The 20,939-nt window shown below is 41.2% G+C and carries 16 protein-coding genes; 13 read left to right on the plus strand and 3 right to left on the minus strand.

The window, feature by feature from the left end:
• Nucleotides 1–81 precede the first annotated feature (81 nt).
• From G7074_RS21130 to G7074_RS21140, 3 genes are all read left to right on the plus strand, one after another.
• Nucleotides 82–1,659 carry a phage tail sheath family protein gene (locus G7074_RS21130; protein WP_166211176.1) on the plus strand — a complete coding sequence of 526 codons (1,578 nt, stop codon included), beginning with the start codon at nt 82–84 and terminating at the stop codon, nt 1,657–1,659.
• A 29-nt stretch (nt 1,660–1,688) separates the two neighbouring features.
• Entirely contained in the window at nt 1,689–2,153 is a 465-nt protein-coding gene (locus tag G7074_RS21135; RefSeq protein ID WP_124559179.1) for a phage tail protein, read from the plus strand.
• A 265-nt stretch (nt 2,154–2,418) separates the two neighbouring features.
• Complete coding sequence (locus G7074_RS21140; protein WP_166211179.1) at nt 2,419–4,587, plus strand: family 43 glycosylhydrolase; 2,169 nt, start codon at nt 2,419–2,421, stop codon at nt 4,585–4,587.
• A gap of 35 nt (nt 4,588–4,622) precedes the next feature.
• On the opposite strand, the gene G7074_RS21145 is transcribed toward G7074_RS21140, so the two are convergent.
• On the minus strand, nt 4,623–4,838 hold the full coding sequence (locus G7074_RS21145; RefSeq protein WP_158674008.1) for a cold-shock protein: 216 nt from the start codon (nt 4,836–4,838) through the stop codon (nt 4,623–4,625).
• Nucleotides 4,839–5,267: 429 nt separating this feature from the next.
• Here G7074_RS21145 and G7074_RS21150 point away from each other — a divergent pair, with 429 nt between their 5' ends.
• From G7074_RS21150 to G7074_RS21160, 3 genes are all read left to right on the plus strand, one after another.
• Nucleotides 5,268–6,119, plus strand: a complete 852-nt coding sequence (locus G7074_RS21150; RefSeq protein WP_124559176.1) for a DUF5694 domain-containing protein — start codon at nt 5,268–5,270, stop codon at nt 6,117–6,119.
• Nucleotides 6,120–6,273: 154 nt separating this feature from the next.
• Complete coding sequence (gene vgrG, locus G7074_RS21155; protein WP_124559175.1) at nt 6,274–8,061, plus strand: type VI secretion system tip protein VgrG; 1,788 nt, start codon at nt 6,274–6,276, stop codon at nt 8,059–8,061.
• Between the two features lie 18 nt (nt 8,062–8,079).
• A complete protein-coding gene (locus G7074_RS21160) occupies nt 8,080–8,379 on the plus strand; it encodes a PAAR domain-containing protein (RefSeq protein WP_124559174.1) in 300 nt (99 codons plus the stop codon).
• A 34-nt stretch (nt 8,380–8,413) separates the two neighbouring features.
• On the opposite strand, the gene G7074_RS21165 is transcribed toward G7074_RS21160, so the two are convergent.
• Nucleotides 8,414–9,946 (minus strand): FAD-dependent monooxygenase, encoded by a 1,533-nt coding sequence (locus G7074_RS21165; RefSeq protein WP_124559173.1) that lies wholly within the window; start codon nt 9,944–9,946, stop codon nt 8,414–8,416.
• 41 nt (nt 9,947–9,987) lie between these two features.
• Entirely contained in the window at nt 9,988–10,803 is an 816-nt protein-coding gene (locus G7074_RS21170) for a helix-turn-helix domain-containing protein (RefSeq protein WP_166211182.1), read from the minus strand.
• A 207-nt stretch (nt 10,804–11,010) separates the two neighbouring features.
• On the opposite strand from G7074_RS21170, the gene G7074_RS21175 reads away from it, so the two are divergent.
• From G7074_RS21175 to G7074_RS21205, 7 genes are all read left to right on the plus strand, one after another.
• Nucleotides 11,011–11,574 carry an RNA polymerase sigma-70 factor gene (locus tag G7074_RS21175; RefSeq protein ID WP_124559171.1) on the plus strand — a complete coding sequence of 188 codons (564 nt, stop codon included), beginning with the start codon at nt 11,011–11,013 and terminating at the stop codon, nt 11,572–11,574.
• Between the two features lie 75 nt (nt 11,575–11,649).
• Nucleotides 11,650–12,816, plus strand: coding sequence for a FecR family protein (locus G7074_RS21180; protein ID WP_124559170.1), 1,167 nt, complete (start codon nt 11,650–11,652; stop codon nt 12,814–12,816).
• 298 nt (nt 12,817–13,114) lie between these two features.
• Nucleotides 13,115–16,525 carry a TonB-dependent receptor gene (locus G7074_RS21185; RefSeq protein WP_166211185.1) on the plus strand — a complete coding sequence of 1,137 codons (3,411 nt, stop codon included), beginning with the start codon at nt 13,115–13,117 and terminating at the stop codon, nt 16,523–16,525.
• Between the two features lie 28 nt (nt 16,526–16,553).
• Nucleotides 16,554–18,311, plus strand: a complete 1,758-nt coding sequence (locus G7074_RS21190; RefSeq protein ID WP_166211188.1) for a RagB/SusD family nutrient uptake outer membrane protein — start codon at nt 16,554–16,556, stop codon at nt 18,309–18,311.
• A 194-nt stretch (nt 18,312–18,505) separates the two neighbouring features.
• The gene (locus tag G7074_RS21195; protein WP_124559167.1) at nt 18,506–18,688 is read left to right on the plus strand and encodes a hypothetical protein; all 183 of its coding nucleotides are present in this window, start codon (nt 18,506–18,508) and stop codon (nt 18,686–18,688) included.
• 31 nt (nt 18,689–18,719) lie between these two features.
• Complete coding sequence (locus G7074_RS21200; RefSeq protein WP_124559166.1) at nt 18,720–19,112, plus strand: VOC family protein; 393 nt, start codon at nt 18,720–18,722, stop codon at nt 19,110–19,112.
• 732 nt (nt 19,113–19,844) lie between these two features.
• Nucleotides 19,845–20,927: an efflux RND transporter periplasmic adaptor subunit gene (locus G7074_RS21205; protein WP_124559165.1), complete on the plus strand. Its 1,083-nt coding sequence runs from the start codon at nt 19,845–19,847 to the stop codon at nt 20,925–20,927.
• Nucleotides 20,928–20,939: the final 12 nt, after the last annotated feature.

Consider the following 20,939-nt stretch of genomic DNA (forward strand, 5'->3'; position numbering starts at 1 on the left):
TTGTTGCTGCAGGCTTTCTGTTTCTTTTTGTTGATATTCGTGCTTAATCAACCTTTGTAAAACCAGCATAGCTAAATTATCATGATCGAATCTAATATTAAAACTCCGGGTGTTTACATCAATGAGCTAAATGCCTTTCCAAACAGTGTAGTTCAGGTAGCTACGGCAGTTCCGGCATTTATAGGTTATACGCCGCAAGCCTTCTACGAGGGTAAATCGTACACTAATGTAGCGACTAAAATTAGCAGTTTTGCCGATTTTATGGCGATTTATGGTTACCCTGATCCGGCTCCTCCAGCCAGCCCGGCGGTACAATATCACCCGCAATATTATCCGGTAAAGCAAAATAGTATACCGGCAAACCAGGATTACGTATTAATTAACAATACCTGTTATGCCATTTTGCCCGATCCCAATACCATTTATTATCTGTACAATAGTATCAGGCTATTTTATCAGAACGGGGGTGGCGATGCTTACATCGTCTCGGTAGGCACTTATGGCAAGGAATCCGGGAAGCCCATTGATGTTGGCCAGCAGATTGTAAATCCAAATGTATCGTTGGCCGATTTGGAAAGCGGTCTTGCACTTTTACTTCATGAGCAGGAGCCTACCATGTATATATGTCCCGAAGCTACTTTGTTATCGGTACCTGAAAATGCCCAATTAATGCAAAGCATGCTGGCACAATGCGAAATTATGCAAACCGCCATTAGTATTTTTGATATAATTGGAGGACGCAATCCCGACCCTGTAGCCTATACAAGCGATATTGAAACATTCAGGGGAAATACAGGGCAGCAAGGCTTAAACTATGGTGTAGCTTATTATCCTTTTATTGGTACTACGATAATGGGTAATTCAGATGTTAACTATACCAATCTTTTTGGTGGCCATGTTAAACAACTCGCACCATTACTCAATTCGCCCCAAAACCCTAACCCGACTGTGGCAACAATCCTGCAAAACATCGAAAATCCTGGTGGAACACCTTTAACGATAGCGCAATATCATAACGCCTTAAGCAACGCCAGTAAGGATTATGTGCAAATCCTTACGCATCTGCTGGCTCAGGCCAATACGCTCCCTACCAGCGGAGCCATGGCTGGGGTAATAACCACTACCGATAATCAGGTTGGGGTGTGGCAGGCTCCGGCCAATACTTCAATTGTAGGAGCAGTGTCTTTACCAATCCGTTTATCAGAAAGCCAACAAGGCCCGCTTAACGTAGATGCTGTTTCTGGTAAATCGATCAATGCCATTCGATTTTTAAACGGCATAGGCATTTTGGTTTGGGGTGCGCGTACCTTAGATGGCAACAGTATGGATTGGCGGTACATCCCCGTTAGAAGAACCTTAACCATGATCGAACAGTCGTGTAAACTGGCCTTACAGGCCTATGTTTTCTCGTCAAACGATAAAAATACCTGGGAAGCGGTGAAAGCAATGCTTGGCAGCTTTTTAACCTCATTATGGAAAGATGGAGCGCTGCAGGGGGCGAGTGCTACCGATGCGTTTTCGGTAGACTGCGGATTGGGAACTACCATGACAGTCGATGATATTTTGAACGGATATATGAATGTTGTTATAAAAGTAGCAGTAGTGCGGCCAGCAGAATTTATAGTGCTTACTTTTCGGCAGCAAATGCAAAAGGGTTAATTTAATTTATAAAAGAAAAATATACAATTATGGCAAATGATGGAAAAGCCGGTGGCGAAGCATGGCCGCTGCCAAAATTCAGGTTTGAGGTAGATTTGGGTAGCACATTAAAAGGCATAGCCTTTCAGGAAGTATCGGGACTGGAGGCCGAAAATCAAATTATCGAGTACCGTAAAAGCAATAGCCCGTTATTTTCAACCGAAAAAATGCCGGGACTGGTAAAAAATGGTAATGTAACTTTGAAAAAAGGGATTTTCGTTAACGATAATTCTTTCTGGGATTGGCATTCGGCAATCAGCATGAATATAATTAAAAGAAGAACGGTATTGATTAAGCTGCTTGATGAGGCAGGTAAAACTACCATGCAATGGCAACTGAATAATGCATGGCCAACAAAAATTACCAGTACCGACCTCAAATCAGAAGGCAATGAAATAGCAGTTGAATCGCTCGAAATTGCATTCGAACAGCTTACGATTACCAATGCTAGCTAGTTCGTCATTAAAGTCGATCAAATCAGTGTTCTTACCTCGGCTAATTTGATCGACTGCCTGGTGTAGCCCGAAGATCATCTTTCTTCTTTTCAGTTCTGTTAAAATCAAGGTACATCAGGTTAATATCCATCAACGCTATGCAGGCATTTCAAATCTATCTTTGAGAATAATCAAATCGCAGGGCTGCTATACGCTATTTTTAACTTATAGAGATATAAAATAATGGTTGCTCCATGCAAATTTTTATTGTTTAACAAGGTGTAAAATGAAGAAAAAATACCTGTTGTTTTTAAGGCTCTTCCTATTATTGGCCCTGGCAGCCTGCCTGCTAAAAGGCCTTGAAAAAACACATGCTCAGGAAATAATCCCTCATGCTGCTAGTGCCAAATTAAATCCTTTATTGCCTGGTTATTTTGCCGATCCAACGATAAAGAAATTTGGCGATATCTATTATATCTATTCCACTACAGATAATGTTATGCTGGCCTCTGGAGCACCTACAGTGTGGTACAGTAAAGATTTTGAGAACTGGTACAATTACACCATGGATGTGCCATCATTTACCACAATACCCCTTGTTAATTTTTGGGCACCCGATATTATCGAGAAAGACGGTCGCTATTATCTCTATTTCGGTAACTGCGAAATGGGCTGCAACATTTATGGTTACGTATCTGATACACCGGTTGGCCCCTGGAAAAAACTGAATGAAAACGATAAACCCGTTATTGCCCACAACTATCCGAGGCAAGGTTTCCCGTCATTGGATGCACAGTTTTTTACCGATACCGACGGTAAAATTTATGGCTATTGGGGCACCTGGGTACATTATAATGGTGGTTATGCAGTAGGTGAGCTTAATCCTCAAACCATGAAGGATATGCAGCAATCGAATAACATTCCTTTGGTACAAACGCCGGCGTCTTTCGAAGCCGCATACATGATGAAAAAGGGAAATAAATATATCCTGATGTATTCCGGTGCTTCTTGTCACGATGAAACCTATAATGTGCGTTATGCTTATGCAAATACACCATACGGACCATTTACGCCTGGTGCCAATAATCCAATTCTGAGTACCAATCCAGATAAAACAGTGCATGGTCCAGGGCACCATTCGGTACTGCAGGAGGGCGATGATTACTATATTGTTTACCATAAACACGATTACCCGATGACCCGTGGCGGACTTTCGAGGCAGGTATGTATCGATAAAATGATTTTTGAAAATGATTCTACCATCAAAGCTGTTGATCCCAAAAACACAGGTTATATCAATCCTGCAAAACAAAAAATACCTGTTAACCTTGCGCTAAATAAACCAGCTACGGCATCATCAGCTTATCACTTGCTGGGGCAAAATGTTAATTATACTTACCAGCCAACCCTGGCAACCGATAATAACAATGCCACGCTCTGGAAAGCGGCAAGTAACCGGTTCCCGCAGGATTTAACCATAGATCTCGGAGCAGAAAAACAAGTAAAACGCATATTTACGCAATTCGAATTCCCTACATTTTATTATCAATACATTTTGCAGTACTCCAGCGATGGTAAAAACTGGAAAGTATTTTCAGATCAATCTGCCAATCGTACTCCTGGGAGCCCCATGATTGATGATAATGATGTAAAGGCACGGTACATTAAATTAACCGTAACAGGCACCGAAAAGCAGGGTTTATATGCCGCAGTTTGGAATTTAAAAATTTACGATTCGCTTTTCGAAATTCCGCTTTCCATAAAAAATAAAAACTCTGTAAACGGCCCTGCAGTAAGTAGTAAAAAAGAAATGCTCCTCAATCTGGATGTGGCCAAAGCTTCTGTAACCAAATCAGTTACCACTCTGCAAAACGGGGGTACTTTAGGTGGTTTTTTTAAAAGCATAGGGGAGGTTCCTGTTCAACAAGATGAACTGGGGGTAAAAGCCCTGAAATTTGGTAATGGGTATTTAACCTCCAATCAACCGGTTCCGCAACAATTAGCCTGGAACGGTTCGTATACGGTAGCTACCTGGGTGAAAAACCCCGAGGTAAACAAAGACGGCGAATGTTTAATGTCGTGGTGCAACAGAAATGCCATGCGCCTGGCAAACTCCTATAATGCCATGTACTACAACAGCGCAGGCTATGGTGCTGCGGGGCATCTCGATTATCATTTTGATATGCGTTTTAATAAGCTGCCCAAAGCTAACGAATGGCACCATTTAGTACTCACCTTCGATGGTATGGTAGAGAAGATTTATGTTGATGGTGTGTTGGATAACGAACAAAGTATGACCTTAAGTTCAGCAATTAAGCAGGCGGAATTTATAGTAGGCGCATCAGATGAAGGGGAGAATTATAGCGGATTTATGGCTTCATTAAGGATGTATGATTACGCGTTAATTAAAGCTGATATTCAAAAACTACAGCAGCAAACAAAGCCTGGTAAATAAAAGGTGATTCAAAGAATAAATGTAATAGTAAAGTATTATCCGGCCAAAAGAGGTTCTTGCAACACCAGCGACTGAACATTTGTGGCAAACAAGCCGTTATCGTCAAGTGCGATTTCAAATTCTATCAAAATTCCGGTCCGTAGGTTGCTCTGAGCATCGATAAGGTAAAAGGAAATATCCTGTTGATTTTCGTCTTCGATAAAACCTTTTCCCGATAGTAAATCGATGTGTGTAATAATGCCTTTTCTCATATCTGGTTGCATTGGTGTATTCTAAATTAATTTTTTATTTGGAAATCAATTCTGATTCCGAATTTGTGAATATAACAAGTTTGTTACATAAAAACAATAATTAACTGGTATTTTGAACTTTATTCATTAATAGTTCATCTTACTGCTTGAACCATTGCGTTGTACTTACGTGGGGATTGGCTATGATTGTTCCTTTTTGTTATTTAATACACAGCTAATAAGACGACATAAGCACATAAATAATATCTCTATGTTGTGAGTTATTGTTTATTTGTCTTATTTTCGCACTTTCTGGCTTCTACTTACACTTTATTGTAGAATGGTACGCACAAGCAGGTTAAAAAAATCTGATATAGAATCTGTTGTATCTCGTATTATCTTCAGCTAAAGAAATCGCCAGATTTTTAATTACAAAACCAGCTCCTTTAAATGCCTGCTCTAAAAAATATATCCCTGATTAACCTTTTGGTGTACTTTTTCTTTTCATCAACCGGCTTTTCACAACATAAAACCAACGTGGTGCTTATCGGTATCTACCATTTTAACAACCCGGGGTTTGATGAAGGGAAAATGAAAGACCGCAATATTTTGAGCGATGAAAATCAACAGGGACTGGATCGGATTACAGGTAAACTGATCAGGAAATATCGTCCAGATAAGGTTTTTGTAGAATACGATGCATCAAAAAACAATAAGCTTAATGCTATGTACTCTCTTTATAAAAATGCAAAACCATTTTATAACGCCGATACCTTAAATGCATTTAACAGAAGGTTTTACAGCGAAAATGAAACTTTTCAGCTGGGATTTAGGCTAGCAAAAAAAGCCAGAAACGATAGTATTTATGCCATGGATTATGATGATGTTCCCATCCGGTTTGATTTGATAAAATCAAAGCTGCAGGCAAACCGCTCTTTTACCTACGCCGATTATCAGGAACAGATTACAGAGCTGGAAGTATTTATGAATGCTTGCCTGAGCAAGCCTAGGCTTGAAGATGTATTGCTTGGTCTCAACTCGCAGGAACAATATCAGTTGAACAAAGGACTTTACATTTCTTTTCTAAACAGGGTAAATCAGCCTGACGATTTTTTCGGATCGGATTTGGTAGCAGCATGGTATAAACGCAATCTCATTATGTATTCCAATATCCAGAATCAGGTTTCGGCTGGTGATAATAATATAGTAATTATTATAGGGGCAGGCCACGCAGCAATTATGGAAGATTTTATTAAGGCCGATAAAAGATTTAACTTGGTAAAACTTAATGGTGTTTTGTAAACTTCTTTGTTTGTAAAGGCGTAGCTCATTTTTCAGCTACTATTTATTCCCCTTAAAAAAGGGTGAAAATACCTTCGGTAGTGTTCATTCCTTTCTGTTTCTTTTGTTGATATTTGGTTTAATCATTTCATTAAAACGATCAATCTCTCAATAAATGACAACACCCGTAAGTATCTCAGGTGATTTAGTTACCTACAGCATTAAGGTTGCAGGCAGCCCTATTCCCGACAGCATAGCTATAAAATCTATCCAGATAGAGAAAAAGGTAAACCGCATTTCGTTAGCAAAAATTACCATCTTAGATGGTGAGCCCGACAAGGGAACATTCGAAGTCAGTTCATCATCTCTTTTTGTACCAGGCAATCTGATTAGCATTGAAGCTGGTTACGACGGTACTAATGCTGTAATTTTTACAGGAATTATTACCGGTCAATCTATCCGTATTGATGAACTTATTGGTTCGGCAATGGAGGTTGAATGCAGGGATGAAGCCATAAAAATGACGGTTGGCCAAAAGAATGCTACATTCTCAGAGCTGAAAGACAGCGATATTATAACTTCTCTCATTGTCAAATATGGGACATTAACTGCTGATGTAAGCAAAACCGCTAAGGTTTGGCCAAGCCAGGTACAATATAGTTTAACGGATTGGGATTTTATGGTATCACTTGCCGGAATGAACGGATTAATTGTTACTGCAATAAATGGTATCGTATCGGTTAAAGCTCCCGGATTTGATTCCAATCCGGTGATGACGGTTAGTTATGGCACGGGGTTACTCCAGTTTAATGCAAATATGGATGCCCTTACGCAGTTAGAAAGCGTAAAAACCAGCAGCTGGGATTACACCACACAAAGCGTTAACAGTGCAACAGCGGCAGGTCATTATACCGGCCCGGGTAATATTTCACCGGCTGCATTGGCACAGGTAATTGGTTTAAACGAATATGAATTGCAAACCACAGCCCGGATGGAAAATGAATCGCTTAACAATTGGGCAAAAGCAAAGATGTTACAGGCTGACTATGCTAAAATCAGGGGAGAAGCTAAATTTCAAGGCACTTCACTGGTCGATCCTGGTAAATTTATTACCATAACTGGTCTCGGCGACAGGTTTAATGGCGATTACATTATTTCGGGCGTAACCCACAACATTATGGAAGGGAACTGGATTACAGAAGTTTCTGTAGGGCTTTCTCCCGAATGGTTGATCGAAAAATCTGATCGCACTGATTCAGGTGTTTTAAGTGCAGGGCGCGGCTTGTTTAATGGCACCGTAAAGCAAATTTACAATGATCCTGAAATGCAATACCGCATTTTGGTTGATGTGCCGATGTTTAATCAGAACGGACAGGGTATATGGGCAAGGTTGGCCAGCTTTTATGCTACCAGTGGTGCAGGTACATTTTTTATGCCCGAAGTAGGAGACGAAGTGGTACTGGGTTTCTTAAATGAAGATTCACGCAGCCCGGTAATTTTAGGCAGCATGTACAGCAATTCAAGACAAACCCCTAGTAATGGCCTTAACCCGAACGAAACAAATGCAATTAAGGCATTTGTTACCAAATCAAATATCAGTATCAGATTTGACGATGAAAATAAAGTCTTAACCATTGCTACTCCGGCACAGAATACGATCATTTTTAACGATAAAGACAAAGAAGTTTCCATTCGCGATGAAAACAGTAACAGCATTACCATGTCGGCAAGCGGGATTAGCATCAAAAGCCCTAAAAACATCAGCATTGAAGCTGGTCTGGGGATAAAAATAGCAGGTGAACAAGGAGCAGCTGTTCAGGCCAACGGGGGAGATGTGAACATTAGCGGCCTCAACATTAAACAACATGCCGATATGGAGTTTTCTGCAATGGGATCGATGACTGCCCAAATTAAAAGTGGAATGGAGTTGACGCTTAACAGCGCAATGATTATGATTAACTAAATAAAAAAGAACTGAAACATGCCACCAGCAGCAAGATTAACCGATTTTCACGAATGTCCGATGACGACCCCGGGCGTAGTACCTATACCACATGTTGGCGGGCCTATTGTTGGGCCGGGCGAGCCTACCGTATTAATAGGGAAGTTACCCGCCGCCAGGGTAGGCGATATGCTGGTTTGCGTAGGGCCACCCGATAGCATTGTTAAAGGATCTGCCACTGTAATGATTGGCGGAATGCCAGCAGCCAGAATAGGCGATCCAACCGCGCATGGAGGAAGAATCGTGATCGGTGCGTTTAGCGTAATGATAGGGGGATAAACCTGTTTTAAACCTGAAGTTAAATCTGGGTAGATCAGAGAAACCATTTTGCTGCTGCCTGCCTGATTGACTTTTCATCAGGTTCGCTATCTGTAGCCCAGGCAACAAAACCATCTGGGCGGATTAGTACAGCGCTTAAACCCAATTGTACTTTTGCCTGGCCCGAAATGTATTTCATTTGGTTGCCATAGGTTTTGGCTAAAGCCTGCAATGAAGTCTGCTGACCAAAATCGAGTAAAATACCCTTGCCATCGTACATCAGTTCGCCAAACCTCGTCCCGTCTGTAAATTCGAAATTGGGTACACTGCAACCCACCAGCGGGTGATTGCCTTCAAGCTCGTATTGCAGGTTAACACCCCAAATGCGCGAAGCCATGTAAGTCGCGCCGTCATGGGTATTCATCAGGTCGCGCATAATGGCGTTCAAGGCCTGCGATTGCGGTTCTGGTTTCATAATGGCCACCTGTGCGCGCGACCATTCCAAAACCTTTATGCCAATCGGGTATCTTTCTGCGTAATAACTGTCTAATAAACCTTCAGGAGCTGATTCTTTAATGGTAGCAGCTAGTTTCCAGCCCAGGTTCATGGCATCGCCCAAGCCCAGGTTTAAACCCTGGCCACCCAAAGGTGCGTGGATATGGGCCGCATCGCCGGCTAAAAACACCCTGCTATTGCGGTAATTGGTGGCTTGGCGGGCACGGTCGGTCCAGGTAGTAGCAATGTGCAGGGTACTAATGGTTACATCGGTATCAGAAATGTGGCGCAGCACCTCTTGCAGGTGTTGAGCGGTTATTGGCGCACCTGACTGATGAAATGCACCTTGGTCAAAATCTTGTATAATGAGGTAACCTGGCTGCGATTGCAGGTACATGCCCCTTGCAGTTACATTTCGGCCCGGTTTAAGCTTTTCGGGATCTAAAATATCAACCTGTGCACTGTAGCCGGTAAAATCTGGCTCGGTGCCGGCAAACTCAAAGCCACCAGCCTTTCGTACCTGACTACGACTCCCATCACAACCAACCAGCCATTTAGCCATAAAAGATTGAGCATTTGCCAATACGGTTACGCCTTCATCAGTTTGCTGAAAGCCGCAAAGGGTTTGACCGCGCCTGATGGTTACGCCTAACGCAAGTGCGCGATGGGTTAGTACCGTTTCAATTTCTTCCATTTCAGAAAGCATAATGGGATCAGTGGCACTTGGCAAACGGTATTTCCATTGCGCGGTATCAATGTGGTCAGCATAAAAAGGAATCCCGGCAAAATGCCCCGCCTGACGGTTTTCTTGTCCCGCATGTGGGTTTTTATAACGTTTATGGATTTCCAGTCCTGATAATAATCCGCGGCGGTAAAGTGCTTCAATACTTGGTGCCGAAAGCCCGCGCATGCCAAAGGGTAGGCGTTTTAGCGGCGTTTCCGGAGTTTCGACTTTTTCTAATATCAGTACAGTACATTGTGCCAGGGCAAGTTCGCAGGCAAGGAAAAGGCCTACCGGTCCTCCGCCGGCAATAATTACATCGTAAATAAGAGGTATGGGTGAGGGTATTTCGTTTTGAATTGTCGTGTTCATATTTGTATCATTTGAACACAAAGTTCTGTAACTGCGGTCGATCAGGCTTGTACAAATGCGACAAAATCGCCCTTAATTACCGTTTTTCCATGCTTGGCTTTTCGTGCAAATGCTGCTGGCGTAGTACCACTGTAATGTTTAAATTCACGGCTTAGGTGAGATTGATCGGTATAACCCAGTTGATAAGCGAGACCTGAAAGGTTTGCATCCGGATGAATCCATAAATGATTGCGAACCTGTTCAAAACGCATCAGGCCCAATACATCCTTAACGGTATAGCCCGATGATTGTTTAAATTTCCGCTCCAGCGTCCGTACAGTGGTGTGGGCAGCGGCAGCAACCTGGCTTACAGGCAAAGTACCTTTTGCCTCGCGCATGGCAATACCCGCTTTAAATAATAAACTGTTTGCCGCAATTTGCGATTTTGCTTTAATAAAGTATTGTTCTACCTCATTAATCGCTTCTTCTATTCTGCTGTTGCGGATATGGGTATCCAATATCGGATGCAAATGTGCTATCGGATGCTCGAGTACATGCAGATGTTGTTTAGCTGAAGGTAGCCCGAGCAAATCAAACACGGTCCAGGGATAGCACCTGATGGCAATAATCTCCAAACAATTTTGGGCATGAAAAGTAATGGGCTGGTTGAGTAGCCCCATCATAAAGGGCGATGGAAGTGGCTGTAAAACTCCATCCTGAAAAGTACTGCAGGAATTTCCAAAATGAAAGATAATTTCGGCATAGCCATCAGGCAAAACCTCAAAAGTTTCAGCTGCTACCGATTCCCTTTTGTTGTACCAAAAACACCTGATGGTATCGCGCAAAGTTTCAGGAGCTTCAAATTCGTGGTGTTGCATGCAGTTGTGGTCTTTTTTGCTTTGATTCTGGTGGAAAATATGGTGTTTTGCCCTAATTGCGAAATTATTTTTTAAAAACAAACGTTTGCGTGAAATTATTGTTTGAAGTTGATTGTTAAAATTATTTATTATTGTAATAAAGTCATTACATCCGGATGCCTCAATTGGATTCATACGGTTAATCGTCCCCTTAATAAGATTGTTGCCATGCGCGATTATAGAAAATTTAACGACGAACAATTGTTATCTTTCTTAAGGGAAGGAAATCATGCTGCATTTACAGAAATTTACAACCGTTACTGGAAAAAGATGTTTGAAATTGCTGCACGTAAGATCAATGATTTAGACGAAGCAGAAGAAATTGTACAGAGCATCTTTGTTTCGCTTTGGCAGAGAAAAACCGAGCTCAGAATTAAAGGCTCATTAAATGCTTATCTGGCTGTTTGTATCAAATATCGCGTAATCAAATTGTTGGATAAAAAAAGACATGAACAAAAATACAGGGATAGCCTGGATAGCCGGATACTTACTGATGCCTCAACTGAAGACTGGTTAAGTTTTTTGGAACTGAAAGACAAACTTGCCGAATTGGTGGCTGTTTTACCTGATAAATGCCAGCTCGTATATAAAATGAGTCGCGAACGCGGAATGCCCCAAAAAGAAATTGCCACAACACTCAATATTGCAGAAAAAACTGTAGAGGCACATCTTGGAAAAGCGCTTAAAACACTAAAAGCAGGCCTCAATCATTTCTTAACAACCTTGTTGTAAAAAAAACAAATATTTTAATAATCGACTAAGGGATTTATCTCCTATAGGGTACATGTAAGTATAAACCTATTGAAGATGAACGATCTCGAATACAATGAAGATTATTATAAAGAACTTGCTTCCAAATGGATAAAGGGAACCATTACTAATGAAGAAGAAGTAAGGTTTTCGTCCTGGTATAATCAGGAAGTTAATCGAGAAATAACAATACCCGAAGAATTTGTCGTAAATGAGGCCGAACATCGTAACCGGATGCTGGCCGAAATTAATAAGAGAATAGGCGTATCTAAAAAAGTGCAGCTATGGCCGCGTTTGGTTGCCGCCGCTTTAATTGGTGTCTTATTTATTTCCGGATTCTATTTAATGATTCGCTCCTTCACAAAAGATGAAGCTGCGATTGCAGTACTGAAGAAGCACGATATACCTGCCGGAAAAAATAAAGCAGTACTTACACTGGCTAATGGCGAGGTGCTTTCACTTTCAGATTTAGCAGTTGGCGAACATAGCCAGCATGATGGAGCCATTATTACTAAAAACAGAGACGGACAGCTTCAATACCAGGTTGTAGATACCGAAAATAACAGTAACGAAATTGCTTATAATACCATCAGTACACCAAAAGGAGGACAATATCAGGTTAACCTGCCCGATGGAACAAAAATATGGCTCAATTCGGCCTCCTCATTAAAATTTCCGACAAGTTTTAAAAAACTCTTTGAACGCAAAGTAGAGCTTGCCGGAGAAGGCTATTTTGAAGTGGCTAAAGATAAAAGCCGTCCGTTCCGTGTAGTTTCCAATCAGCAAACCGTAACTGTTTATGGTACTCATTTTAACATAAACGCCTATAGCGATGAAGCTGAAATGGTAACAACCTTAATTGAGGGGAGTGTAGATGTAAACCATGTGCTCCTCCGTCCAAATGAACAATCGGTAATTAAAGATAATCAGATTAAAGTACAACCAGCCGATATTGAATCGGTAATTGCCTGGAAAAATGGCTATTTCAGGTTTGAAGAAGAGCGTTTGGATGTGATTATGAAAAAGGTATCGAGATGGTATGATGTAGATATAGAATTTGCTGACCCAGCTTTAAAGGAACTGGAATTTGGGGTGGTAACCAGTCGTTCAGGAAATCTTTCGGGCATACTTAAAATGCTCGAAATGACCCATGAGATTTATTTTACACTTAACGGCAGGAAAATTACAGTGCTGAATTATACAAAGGAAAACAATGCCCGTTAACCATGAGGGCAACCTAAATAAACCAATTTTAAATTTTAAACAAACTAACCAAATTAAGATGGAAAAAAATCAAACTTAACCCTGGATCTATTAGAAATCCGGGAGCATCTCACTGCTCCCGAAAAAGTTCTAATGCCAAAAAAACAATCGAATCAATTTATTTCTTAAACATTTCGCAAAGTGATCTAAGCATGCGACCGCTGGCACTTTGTCGAATTAACAGAACAATCAAATGTATAAAAATTATACTAAAAATTTTTGTATGCCCCCGGGCTACGCCTTTAAATTAAGTTTAGCTATGAAATTAGCAGCGGTGTTGCTCGTCGTAACGATTATGCAGGTTGGTGCAACCGGATTTGCACAGAATATCAATTACCAAAAGAAAAGTGCCTCTCTTAAACAGGTGCTCAACGAAATCAATAAGCAAACAGGATATAGTATTGTGTGGTCGGCAAAAAAGGCCAAGAATTTACTGTTAACTGATCTCTTTTTTAAAAATGCGACTTTGGAAACCGTACTTGAAAAGTGCCTTGAAGGGCAGCCACTGTCTTATGCTATCGAAAACGGTATCGTTGTAATCCGCACAAAATTGCCACCGGTAACACGTACTACAGAATCAGCAAATGCCTTTATTGATTTGAAAGGGCAGGTAGTTGATGAAAATGGTGTTCCGCTACCTGGCGCGAGTATCAAGCTTAAAAATGGAACTAAACAAACCATGTCTGGCCAGGATGGTAGATTTGCCATGGTTGGGGTTGACCGCGGAGATGTACTTTTGGTTAGTTATATTGGTTATCAGGAGAAAGAGGTAAGCGTAACCACGTCAGATATGATAATCCGCTTAACCGCCAAATCTGCCGAACTCAACGATGTGGTGGTAGTAGCCTATGGCAGTCAATCGAAAACAAGGCTTACAGGCGCAGTTGCACAGGTAAGTGGCAAAGATTTGCAAAACAGGCCAATTACCAGGATCAGTCAGGCACTTCAGGGGCAGGTAGCTAACCTGAATATTGGTGCGACTACGGCTGGTGGGGCACCCAATTCTACCCAAAGCTTAAATATCCGTGGTTATACCGGACTTGGAACTTCTGGTGGACCGCTTATTGTAGTAGATGGTATTCAGGGGGTAGATATCAATAGTATTAACCCTGATGATATAGAGAATATTAGTGTGCTAAAAGATGCAGCTTCAGCAGCCATTTATGGATCGAGTGCACCATATGGTGTTATACTGATCAGTACTAAAAAAGGCAACAAAGCCGCTGCGCCAACCATTTCCTATAACAACAACCTTTCTGTTTCAGAAGTAATTAACCTGCCAAAAATGGTCAATTCACTTGAGTTTGCAACCATTTACAATGAAGCTTTTGCAAATGCACAACGGGCAGCTTTTTTTGATGCACCAACCATCCAACGCATTAAAGATTACCAGGCCGGCATACTTACTACCGAAACCATTAAAAATCCGGCGCCAAATACCAACGAATATTTTTCATGGAATGCCTCAAATGCCAATAACGATTGGTTCAAGATTTATTATAAGGATCATGCTTTTAGCCAGCAGCACAATATGAGTGTAAATGGTGGCTCTAATTCATCAAACTACTTTGTTGGGGCTGGATATAATGACAGGAACGGAATGTATAATTATGGTAACGATAGCTATAAACGTTATAACCTGAGGGCTAACCTGAGCGCTGATGTAACCAGCTGGCTTACCTTCAATTTACGAAGTAGTTTCTCCCGTCAGCTGTTTAATTCTCCAAACTTATATCCTGGCCAAACCGGTGGTGGCGACCAGGCCTACATGCACCAGATTGCCCGTAAATTTCCTACCGTTGCCGTATTTAACCCTGACGGACGGTATTCCGATTCAAGCAATATCTTACTGCATGAAGAAGGAGGACGCAACAACCAGACTACCGACCAGGGCTTGCTAAGTGGCGAACTTAATTTTAAGCTGGCCAAAGGGTGGACAGCTACCGCTAACTATACCTTTGATGCCCAGTATTACGATGAAACCTCACACCTGAAAACACTATTCTCTTTTCTCCCAGATGGGTCTCAGAGCACGGTAGGTGGTACTACGCCAAATTCATTTAGCCGTTACAACGAACGCAACCAGCATGAGGTAGTAAATGTATTCTCTAAATATGAGAAGCAGTTTCAGGATCATTATTTTAGCATACTAGGTGGTTATGTAAGCGATTATGTAGGTTTTCAGTCCTATTCAGCCAGCAATAGTAATCTCTATTCAGATAATATTCCATCGCTTTCTACAGCATACGGCACAACACCATCTATCTCTGATTTGATTCGTAAACTGAGTTCGCAGGGAGCTTTCGGGAGGATTAATTACAATTACAAAGAAAAGTACCTCTTAGAGCTTAATGCCCGATACGATGGAACTTCGCGCTTTTTAGAAGATGTTCGCTGGAAACTTTATCCAGGTGTTTCTGCAGGCTGGAATATTGACAAAGAGTCGTTCTTCGAGCCAGTAAAAAAATATGTAAACACCTTTAAATTCAGGGGATCTTATGGGCAGCTTGGCGATCAGGTATTTTTAGGAAACAGCTATTATCCTTTTTATCCAAGCTTAGGTACCTCAAGACCAACATCTACCAGTTGGTTGTTTGGTGGTACACAACAGGCTTCAGTAACATTACCAGCTCTGGTTAATGATCAGTTAACCTGGATTACCAGCTCTACATTAGATTTTGGAGCCGATGCAACATTTTTCAATAACAGGTTAAGCGCTTCATTCGATTGGTATATCAGAAAAGCGACTGATTTTGCCGGCCCTTCGGCGGCATTACCAGCCATTTTGGGTACAACCCCACCTAGTGTAAACAACTCTGCAATTAAAACTAAGGGATGGGAACTTTCATTGGCATGGAGAGATAAAATTGGTTCGGTTAGTTACGGTTTGAAAGGAGTATTGAGCGATTATACCGCCAAAGTAACCAAATATCCAAACCCAACCGGACTATTAAATACCTGGTACGAAGGATTGGATATGGGTGAGATATGGGGTTATGAAACCGTAGGCCTATTTCAAAGCGCAGCCGAAATTGCCGGTGCCCCATCACAAAATCTGATCTATAACGGTCCGTTAACACCTGGCGATGTTCGCTATGCAGACCTTAATGGTGATGGTATAATTAGTCCGGGAGCTTCTACTGTATCTAACCCCGGCGACCGCAAGGTAATTGGTAATTTAACGCCAAGGTACAGTTACGGTGTTACAGCCGATGCCAGCTGGAATGGTTTCGATGCCATGATTTTTGTACAGGGCGTAGGAAAACGTGATGTAGCGATAGGCGGTAACTATTTCTGGGGAATTGTAGGCGATGAGTGGCAGAGCTCGTTGTTTACCACCCATTTAGACAGATGGACGCCACAAACACCTGATGGTTATTACCCGAAATATTACATGAGTGGTGAAAACAGTAAAAATCAGCAAACCCAAACCAGATACCTGCAAAATGGCGCCTATTTAAGGTTAAAGAATGTGCAGTTAGGTTATTCGCTGAACAAAAGCTTAGTCGAAAAACTGAAACTGGGGCGTGTGAGATTTTATCTGAGTGTAGAAAACCTGGCCACCATTACCAAATTTACCAAAGCGCTTGATCCTGAACTTTTCCTGTCATCAGGAAAGGTGTACCCGATGCAGAGAACTTATTCTGCAGGATTGAATGTTACTTTTTAAACCAATAAAAATATTAAAGGATACAATCATGCAAAACAGATTATATATCATTATCCTCACCTTAACCATGTTTCTTGGTGCCTGTAAAAAGGATTTCCTAGACAGAACACCCGAAACAAGTATCAGCGAGGCCGAGTTCTGGAAAACACAGAACGACTTACAGCTATATGTCAATAATTTTTACACCGCATTCCCTTCAACAATAGGAGCCTTTGGTACAATTGGGCCATACGGCCTGGATGCTGATGATGGTAGCGACAACATGATTACCATGTCGGTAAATAGCAATATGAATGGGGTACGTACCATACCGAGTTCGGGTGGCGGATGGGCTTATGGTGATTGGAATACGCTCAGAAACATCAACTATTTCATGGTAAACTACAATAAGGTAAATGCCAGCTGGGAAAATCAAAAAACGTATGTGGGCGAAGCCCTGTTTTTTAGGGCCTGGTTCTATTTTAGCAAACTGCGCCAGTTTGGCGATTTACCGTGGGTAAATCGTCCACTGGATATTACTTCTGGTGAGCTTAAAACACCGAGATTATCAAGGTCGGTTATTGTCGATTCTATCATGAACGACCTGGATCGTGCAGTACAATACCTGCCCTCAAAAACATCAGCACAGGCTTCGAGGGTAAATAAACAGATTGCCCAGTTGTTTCAGGCACGAATTGCACTTTTTGAAGGTACCTGGGAGAAATACCATACCGGTACACCTTTTGGTGTTAATGGTGCCGATGGGACTAAATTCTTGCAAAAGGCGGCAACAGTTTCAGCCGATCTTATTGCCAATCCAGGTGGCTATGCTTTAGTAGCTACACCTGGTACAGATGGATACTGGAGAATATTTAATCAGATCAACTACAGCTCAAATTCTGAGGTAATGTTATGGCGACAGTTTGATCTGAATATTAATGGCGGACATTACTGGCACAGGTACACCAATACCGGCGCAGGAAGGGGAATAACCAAAAACCTGGTTGATTATTACCTCTGTACTGATGGTAAGCCCATTACCGGAAATGCTTTATACCAGGGCGATGCAAGCTTGTTAAATGTGATTAAAAACCGCGACCCACGGATGGTACAAACCATATACATTAACGATGGCAATCATATTGTAACCAATAACAGACCTAACGGTGCAGTGCCAAATATTTTTGATGCGCCAACTTTTTCGGCAGCAAACGAACAGAAACCAGCTACGGGTTATCAGGTTTATAAAGGTCATGACCCCGATTACAACCAGCAACAAGATCGCGGAACATCAGGTTATATTATTTTCCGATTTGCCGAGGCATTGCTTATTTATGCTGAAGCAAAGGCCGAGCTGGCTACCATTACCCAAAACGATTTGGATATAAGTGTGAATAAACTAAGGGCAAGGATTGGAATGCCAAATATGCAACTGGCTTCCATTACAGCCGATCCAAAATGGGAATTCCCTGCTTTGAGCCCTGTAATTAACGAAGTACGCCGGGAAAGAAGGGTAGAGCTGGCTTGTGAGGGCTACCGCAAAGATGATATATTCAGATGGGCTGCTGCCGATGAACTGATAGTAGGCTGGAAACCAAAAGGAGCAAAACTGGCCCAATGGATTGGAGTGGTGGATTCAAAGTACCTCACCAGCTATCCCGTTGATGAAAATGGTTATATCGAGCTATTTAAAACTAACCTGGCTACAGGATATAAATTCAACTTGCTGCGCGATTATCTCTCACCAATTCCGACAGATCAGATGGTGCTTAATCCGGATATTAAGCAAAATCCGGGTTGGCAGTAAGGGCAGGGGCATCCGGTTAGTTCGTAACCGGAATGCCAGAAACGAAAAAACCTTAATGGGATAAGGTTGATTAGTTAGTGTCTCCGGTTTTTCGGAGGCACTTTTTTTATGTAAATTGCTACGAAGGTTAAAACATTTCTTTCCAAATTTCCACATAGCTTGCGATTACAAGCAGCATTTCATAGTTTTGAAACATGCAGGAGCTTTCGATGTCGTTACAGATAGATTTGATGGAACTTAAAGCCAGGTATAGCTTTATTATGGAAGAACTCGATGCACTTTTTGCCGATGCTTACCTATCTAAAATCGGGGCCAAGCAAAAACTGGCCGATCAGATGCTGAGGGAAATTGAACGCATATTGAGCCAGGCTGAATAATTGCCAATCCCTATACTCAAATCTATTTGCCATGATAAAATATAGCTACACCATTTTATATGTTGCCGATGTAGAAAAATCTATCCGGTTTTACGAAGAAGCATTCGGTTTCCAAAGAAAATTTATTACACCAGAAGCTGATTATGGCGAATTGTTAACAGGCGATACCACACTCTCTTTTATTACAAAAACACTCGGAAATGCCAACCTGAAGAACGGTTTTTTAGAAAGCCGTTTAAGTGAAAAACCATTCGGCATTGAACTGGGCTTTGCCACACCAGATGTTGATTCTGTAATAAAGCAGGTAATACTATCAGGTGGTACGCTTTTAGAAGAAGCAAGGCAAAAGCCATGGGGCCAAACCATTGCCTATGTGCGCGATTTGGATGGCTTTTTAATCGAAATTTGTACCCCTATGTCCTAAAATAATTCCTTTTACAGCTTAGGTAACTTTATAATAAAGCCCCAAAAAAGTGTTCAGCTTTTTTGGGTTTTTAGTTAAGATTTGAAATGATTTTTCATAAGAAACACCAGATGACAGTACTATTGACGTTCAGCAGTTGGTTTTGATCGTTTGAGGTGCAGTTCTGATAAAACAAAGTGCAGTTCTGATAAAGTAAAGTGCAGTTCTGATCATTTAAGGTGCCCATATGATAAATTACGGTGCGGTTCTGATCATTTAAGGTGGGGCAGTTCAATAAACTGTGTCAAAAAAAATATCCTTAGAAAAGCTGTTCTAAAATTAAAATTGAGTTAATCTTTTGTCAATTTACAGTTAATTAAAATATTTTATACTCAGATTAAAATGAACTTAAAAACTAAAAAATAACCTGTTTGCCGTTCGTTTTCTGGTAAATAGAACACTAATCCATTTATTTTGATCGTGTTTTAGCTAAAATCATGATCAAATTTCCAATATATAGCCCTAATCTTTCCTTTTTAGTATAAAAGACAATTCTGGTAAGTCCAAATCTGAATTTCAACTTCATTTAAACTTCATAAATCTGTATTTATTTCGCTATCGAATTAAATCATTGCGTAACCCTGAATTATTGATCCACCATTGTGCTGTTTAGCAGCATATTAATGATGAACCGGTTGGCAAAGGAAAACTAATGAAAAAAAATAAATCAGATAACTAGTCAAAAAAACAAAGATGAAGAGAAATGTAATGTGCCTCGCTTTGAGTGCTTTGCTTTACCTAACAGCGTGTACATCCAAAAAAGAAGAAAAAGAAGAAGTAGCCACTTATGCGGTAACCAGTCCGATAAGAATGGATACATCGTTTACCAAAGAATACGTTTCGCAAATTAAATCTGTGCGGAATATTGAAGTAAGAGCTCAGGAAAAGGGTTATCTTCAGAATATTTATGTGGATGAAGGCCAGCATGTTAAAGCTGGTCAGCTTTTGTTTAAGATTATGCCTAAAGCAGCACAGTCAGAGCTGGCAAAAGCACAGGCAGAAACAAAATCGGCACAAATTGAGCTGGAAAACACCAAATTGCTGTCTGATAAAAATATTGTTTCCAAAAATGAACTGGCCATGGCCAAAGCTAAACTGCAATCTGCCAATGCCGAAACCTCACTGGCAAAATTTCATTTATCCAACACCGAAATCCGTGCACCTTTTGATGGTACCATCGATCGCATTCCTTTAAAATTAGGTAGTTTGGTTGATGAGGGCGCTTTGTTAACCAGCCTTTCTGATAACAGCCAGGTGTTTGCCTATTTCAATGTATCGGAGCCTGAATATCTTAATTACCAGAGTGCTGCCAAAGTAAAGGGCCAGCAAGAGGTTAGCCTGTTATTGGCCAATAACGAACTGCTAAAAGCCAAAGGTAAGGTAGAACTGATCGAAAGTGAATTTGATAACGAAACCGGAAACATTGCCTTCAGGGCCAGGTTCAACAATGCCGATAATCTGCTTAGAAACGGCGAAACCGGTAAAATACAAATGGTGGTACCTTTAAAAAATGCTTTGGTCATTCCACAAAAAGCTACCTACGATATTCAGGATAAAACCTACGTTTTTGTGATCGATAAAAACAATAAAGTACACTCAAAAGCCATTACCATAGCAGGCGATTTGCCCGATTTATACATTGTAGGCGATGGCATTACGGTAGGCGATAAGATCTTACTGGAAGGTGTGCAGAAGGTTAAAGATGATGATAAGATCGCTTTTAAATTCCAGCAGCCTCAGGATGTGATGAAACAATTGAGACTGAAAACAGAATAATCTAAATCCTCC

The sequence above is a fragment of the Pedobacter sp. HDW13 genome (assembly GCF_011303555.1).
GTDB lineage: Bacteria > Bacteroidota > Bacteroidia > Sphingobacteriales > Sphingobacteriaceae > Pedobacter.

Excerpts from the sequence above, each read along its gene's own strand:
- G7074_RS21130 (WP_166211176.1), top strand. The coding sequence starts at position 82 with ATGATCGAATCTAATATTAAAACTCCGGGTGTTTACATCAATGAGCTA.
- G7074_RS21135 (WP_124559179.1), top strand. The coding sequence starts at position 1,689 with ATGGCAAATGATGGAAAAGCCGGTGGCGAAGCATGGCCGCTGCCAAAA.
- G7074_RS21140 (WP_166211179.1), top strand. The coding sequence starts at position 2,419 with ATGAAGAAAAAATACCTGTTGTTTTTAAGGCTCTTCCTATTATTGGCC.
- G7074_RS21145 (WP_158674008.1), bottom strand. The coding sequence starts at position 4,838 with ATGAGAAAAGGCATTATTACACACATCGATTTACTATCGGGAAAAGGT.
- G7074_RS21150 (WP_124559176.1), top strand. The coding sequence starts at position 5,268 with ATGCCTGCTCTAAAAAATATATCCCTGATTAACCTTTTGGTGTACTTT.
- vgrG (WP_124559175.1), top strand. The coding sequence starts at position 6,274 with ATGACAACACCCGTAAGTATCTCAGGTGATTTAGTTACCTACAGCATT.
- G7074_RS21160 (WP_124559174.1), top strand. The coding sequence starts at position 8,080 with ATGCCACCAGCAGCAAGATTAACCGATTTTCACGAATGTCCGATGACG.
- G7074_RS21165 (WP_124559173.1), bottom strand. The coding sequence starts at position 9,946 with ATGAACACGACAATTCAAAACGAAATACCCTCACCCATACCTCTTATT.
- G7074_RS21170 (WP_166211182.1), bottom strand. The coding sequence starts at position 10,803 with ATGCAACACCACGAATTTGAAGCTCCTGAAACTTTGCGCGATACCATC.
- G7074_RS21175 (WP_124559171.1), top strand. The coding sequence starts at position 11,011 with ATGCGCGATTATAGAAAATTTAACGACGAACAATTGTTATCTTTCTTA.
- G7074_RS21180 (WP_124559170.1), top strand. The coding sequence starts at position 11,650 with ATGAACGATCTCGAATACAATGAAGATTATTATAAAGAACTTGCTTCC.
- G7074_RS21185 (WP_166211185.1), top strand. The coding sequence starts at position 13,115 with ATGAAATTAGCAGCGGTGTTGCTCGTCGTAACGATTATGCAGGTTGGT.
- G7074_RS21190 (WP_166211188.1), top strand. The coding sequence starts at position 16,554 with ATGCAAAACAGATTATATATCATTATCCTCACCTTAACCATGTTTCTT.
- G7074_RS21195 (WP_124559167.1), top strand. The coding sequence starts at position 18,506 with ATGCAGGAGCTTTCGATGTCGTTACAGATAGATTTGATGGAACTTAAA.
- G7074_RS21200 (WP_124559166.1), top strand. The coding sequence starts at position 18,720 with ATGATAAAATATAGCTACACCATTTTATATGTTGCCGATGTAGAAAAA.
- G7074_RS21205 (WP_124559165.1), top strand. The coding sequence starts at position 19,845 with ATGAAGAGAAATGTAATGTGCCTCGCTTTGAGTGCTTTGCTTTACCTA.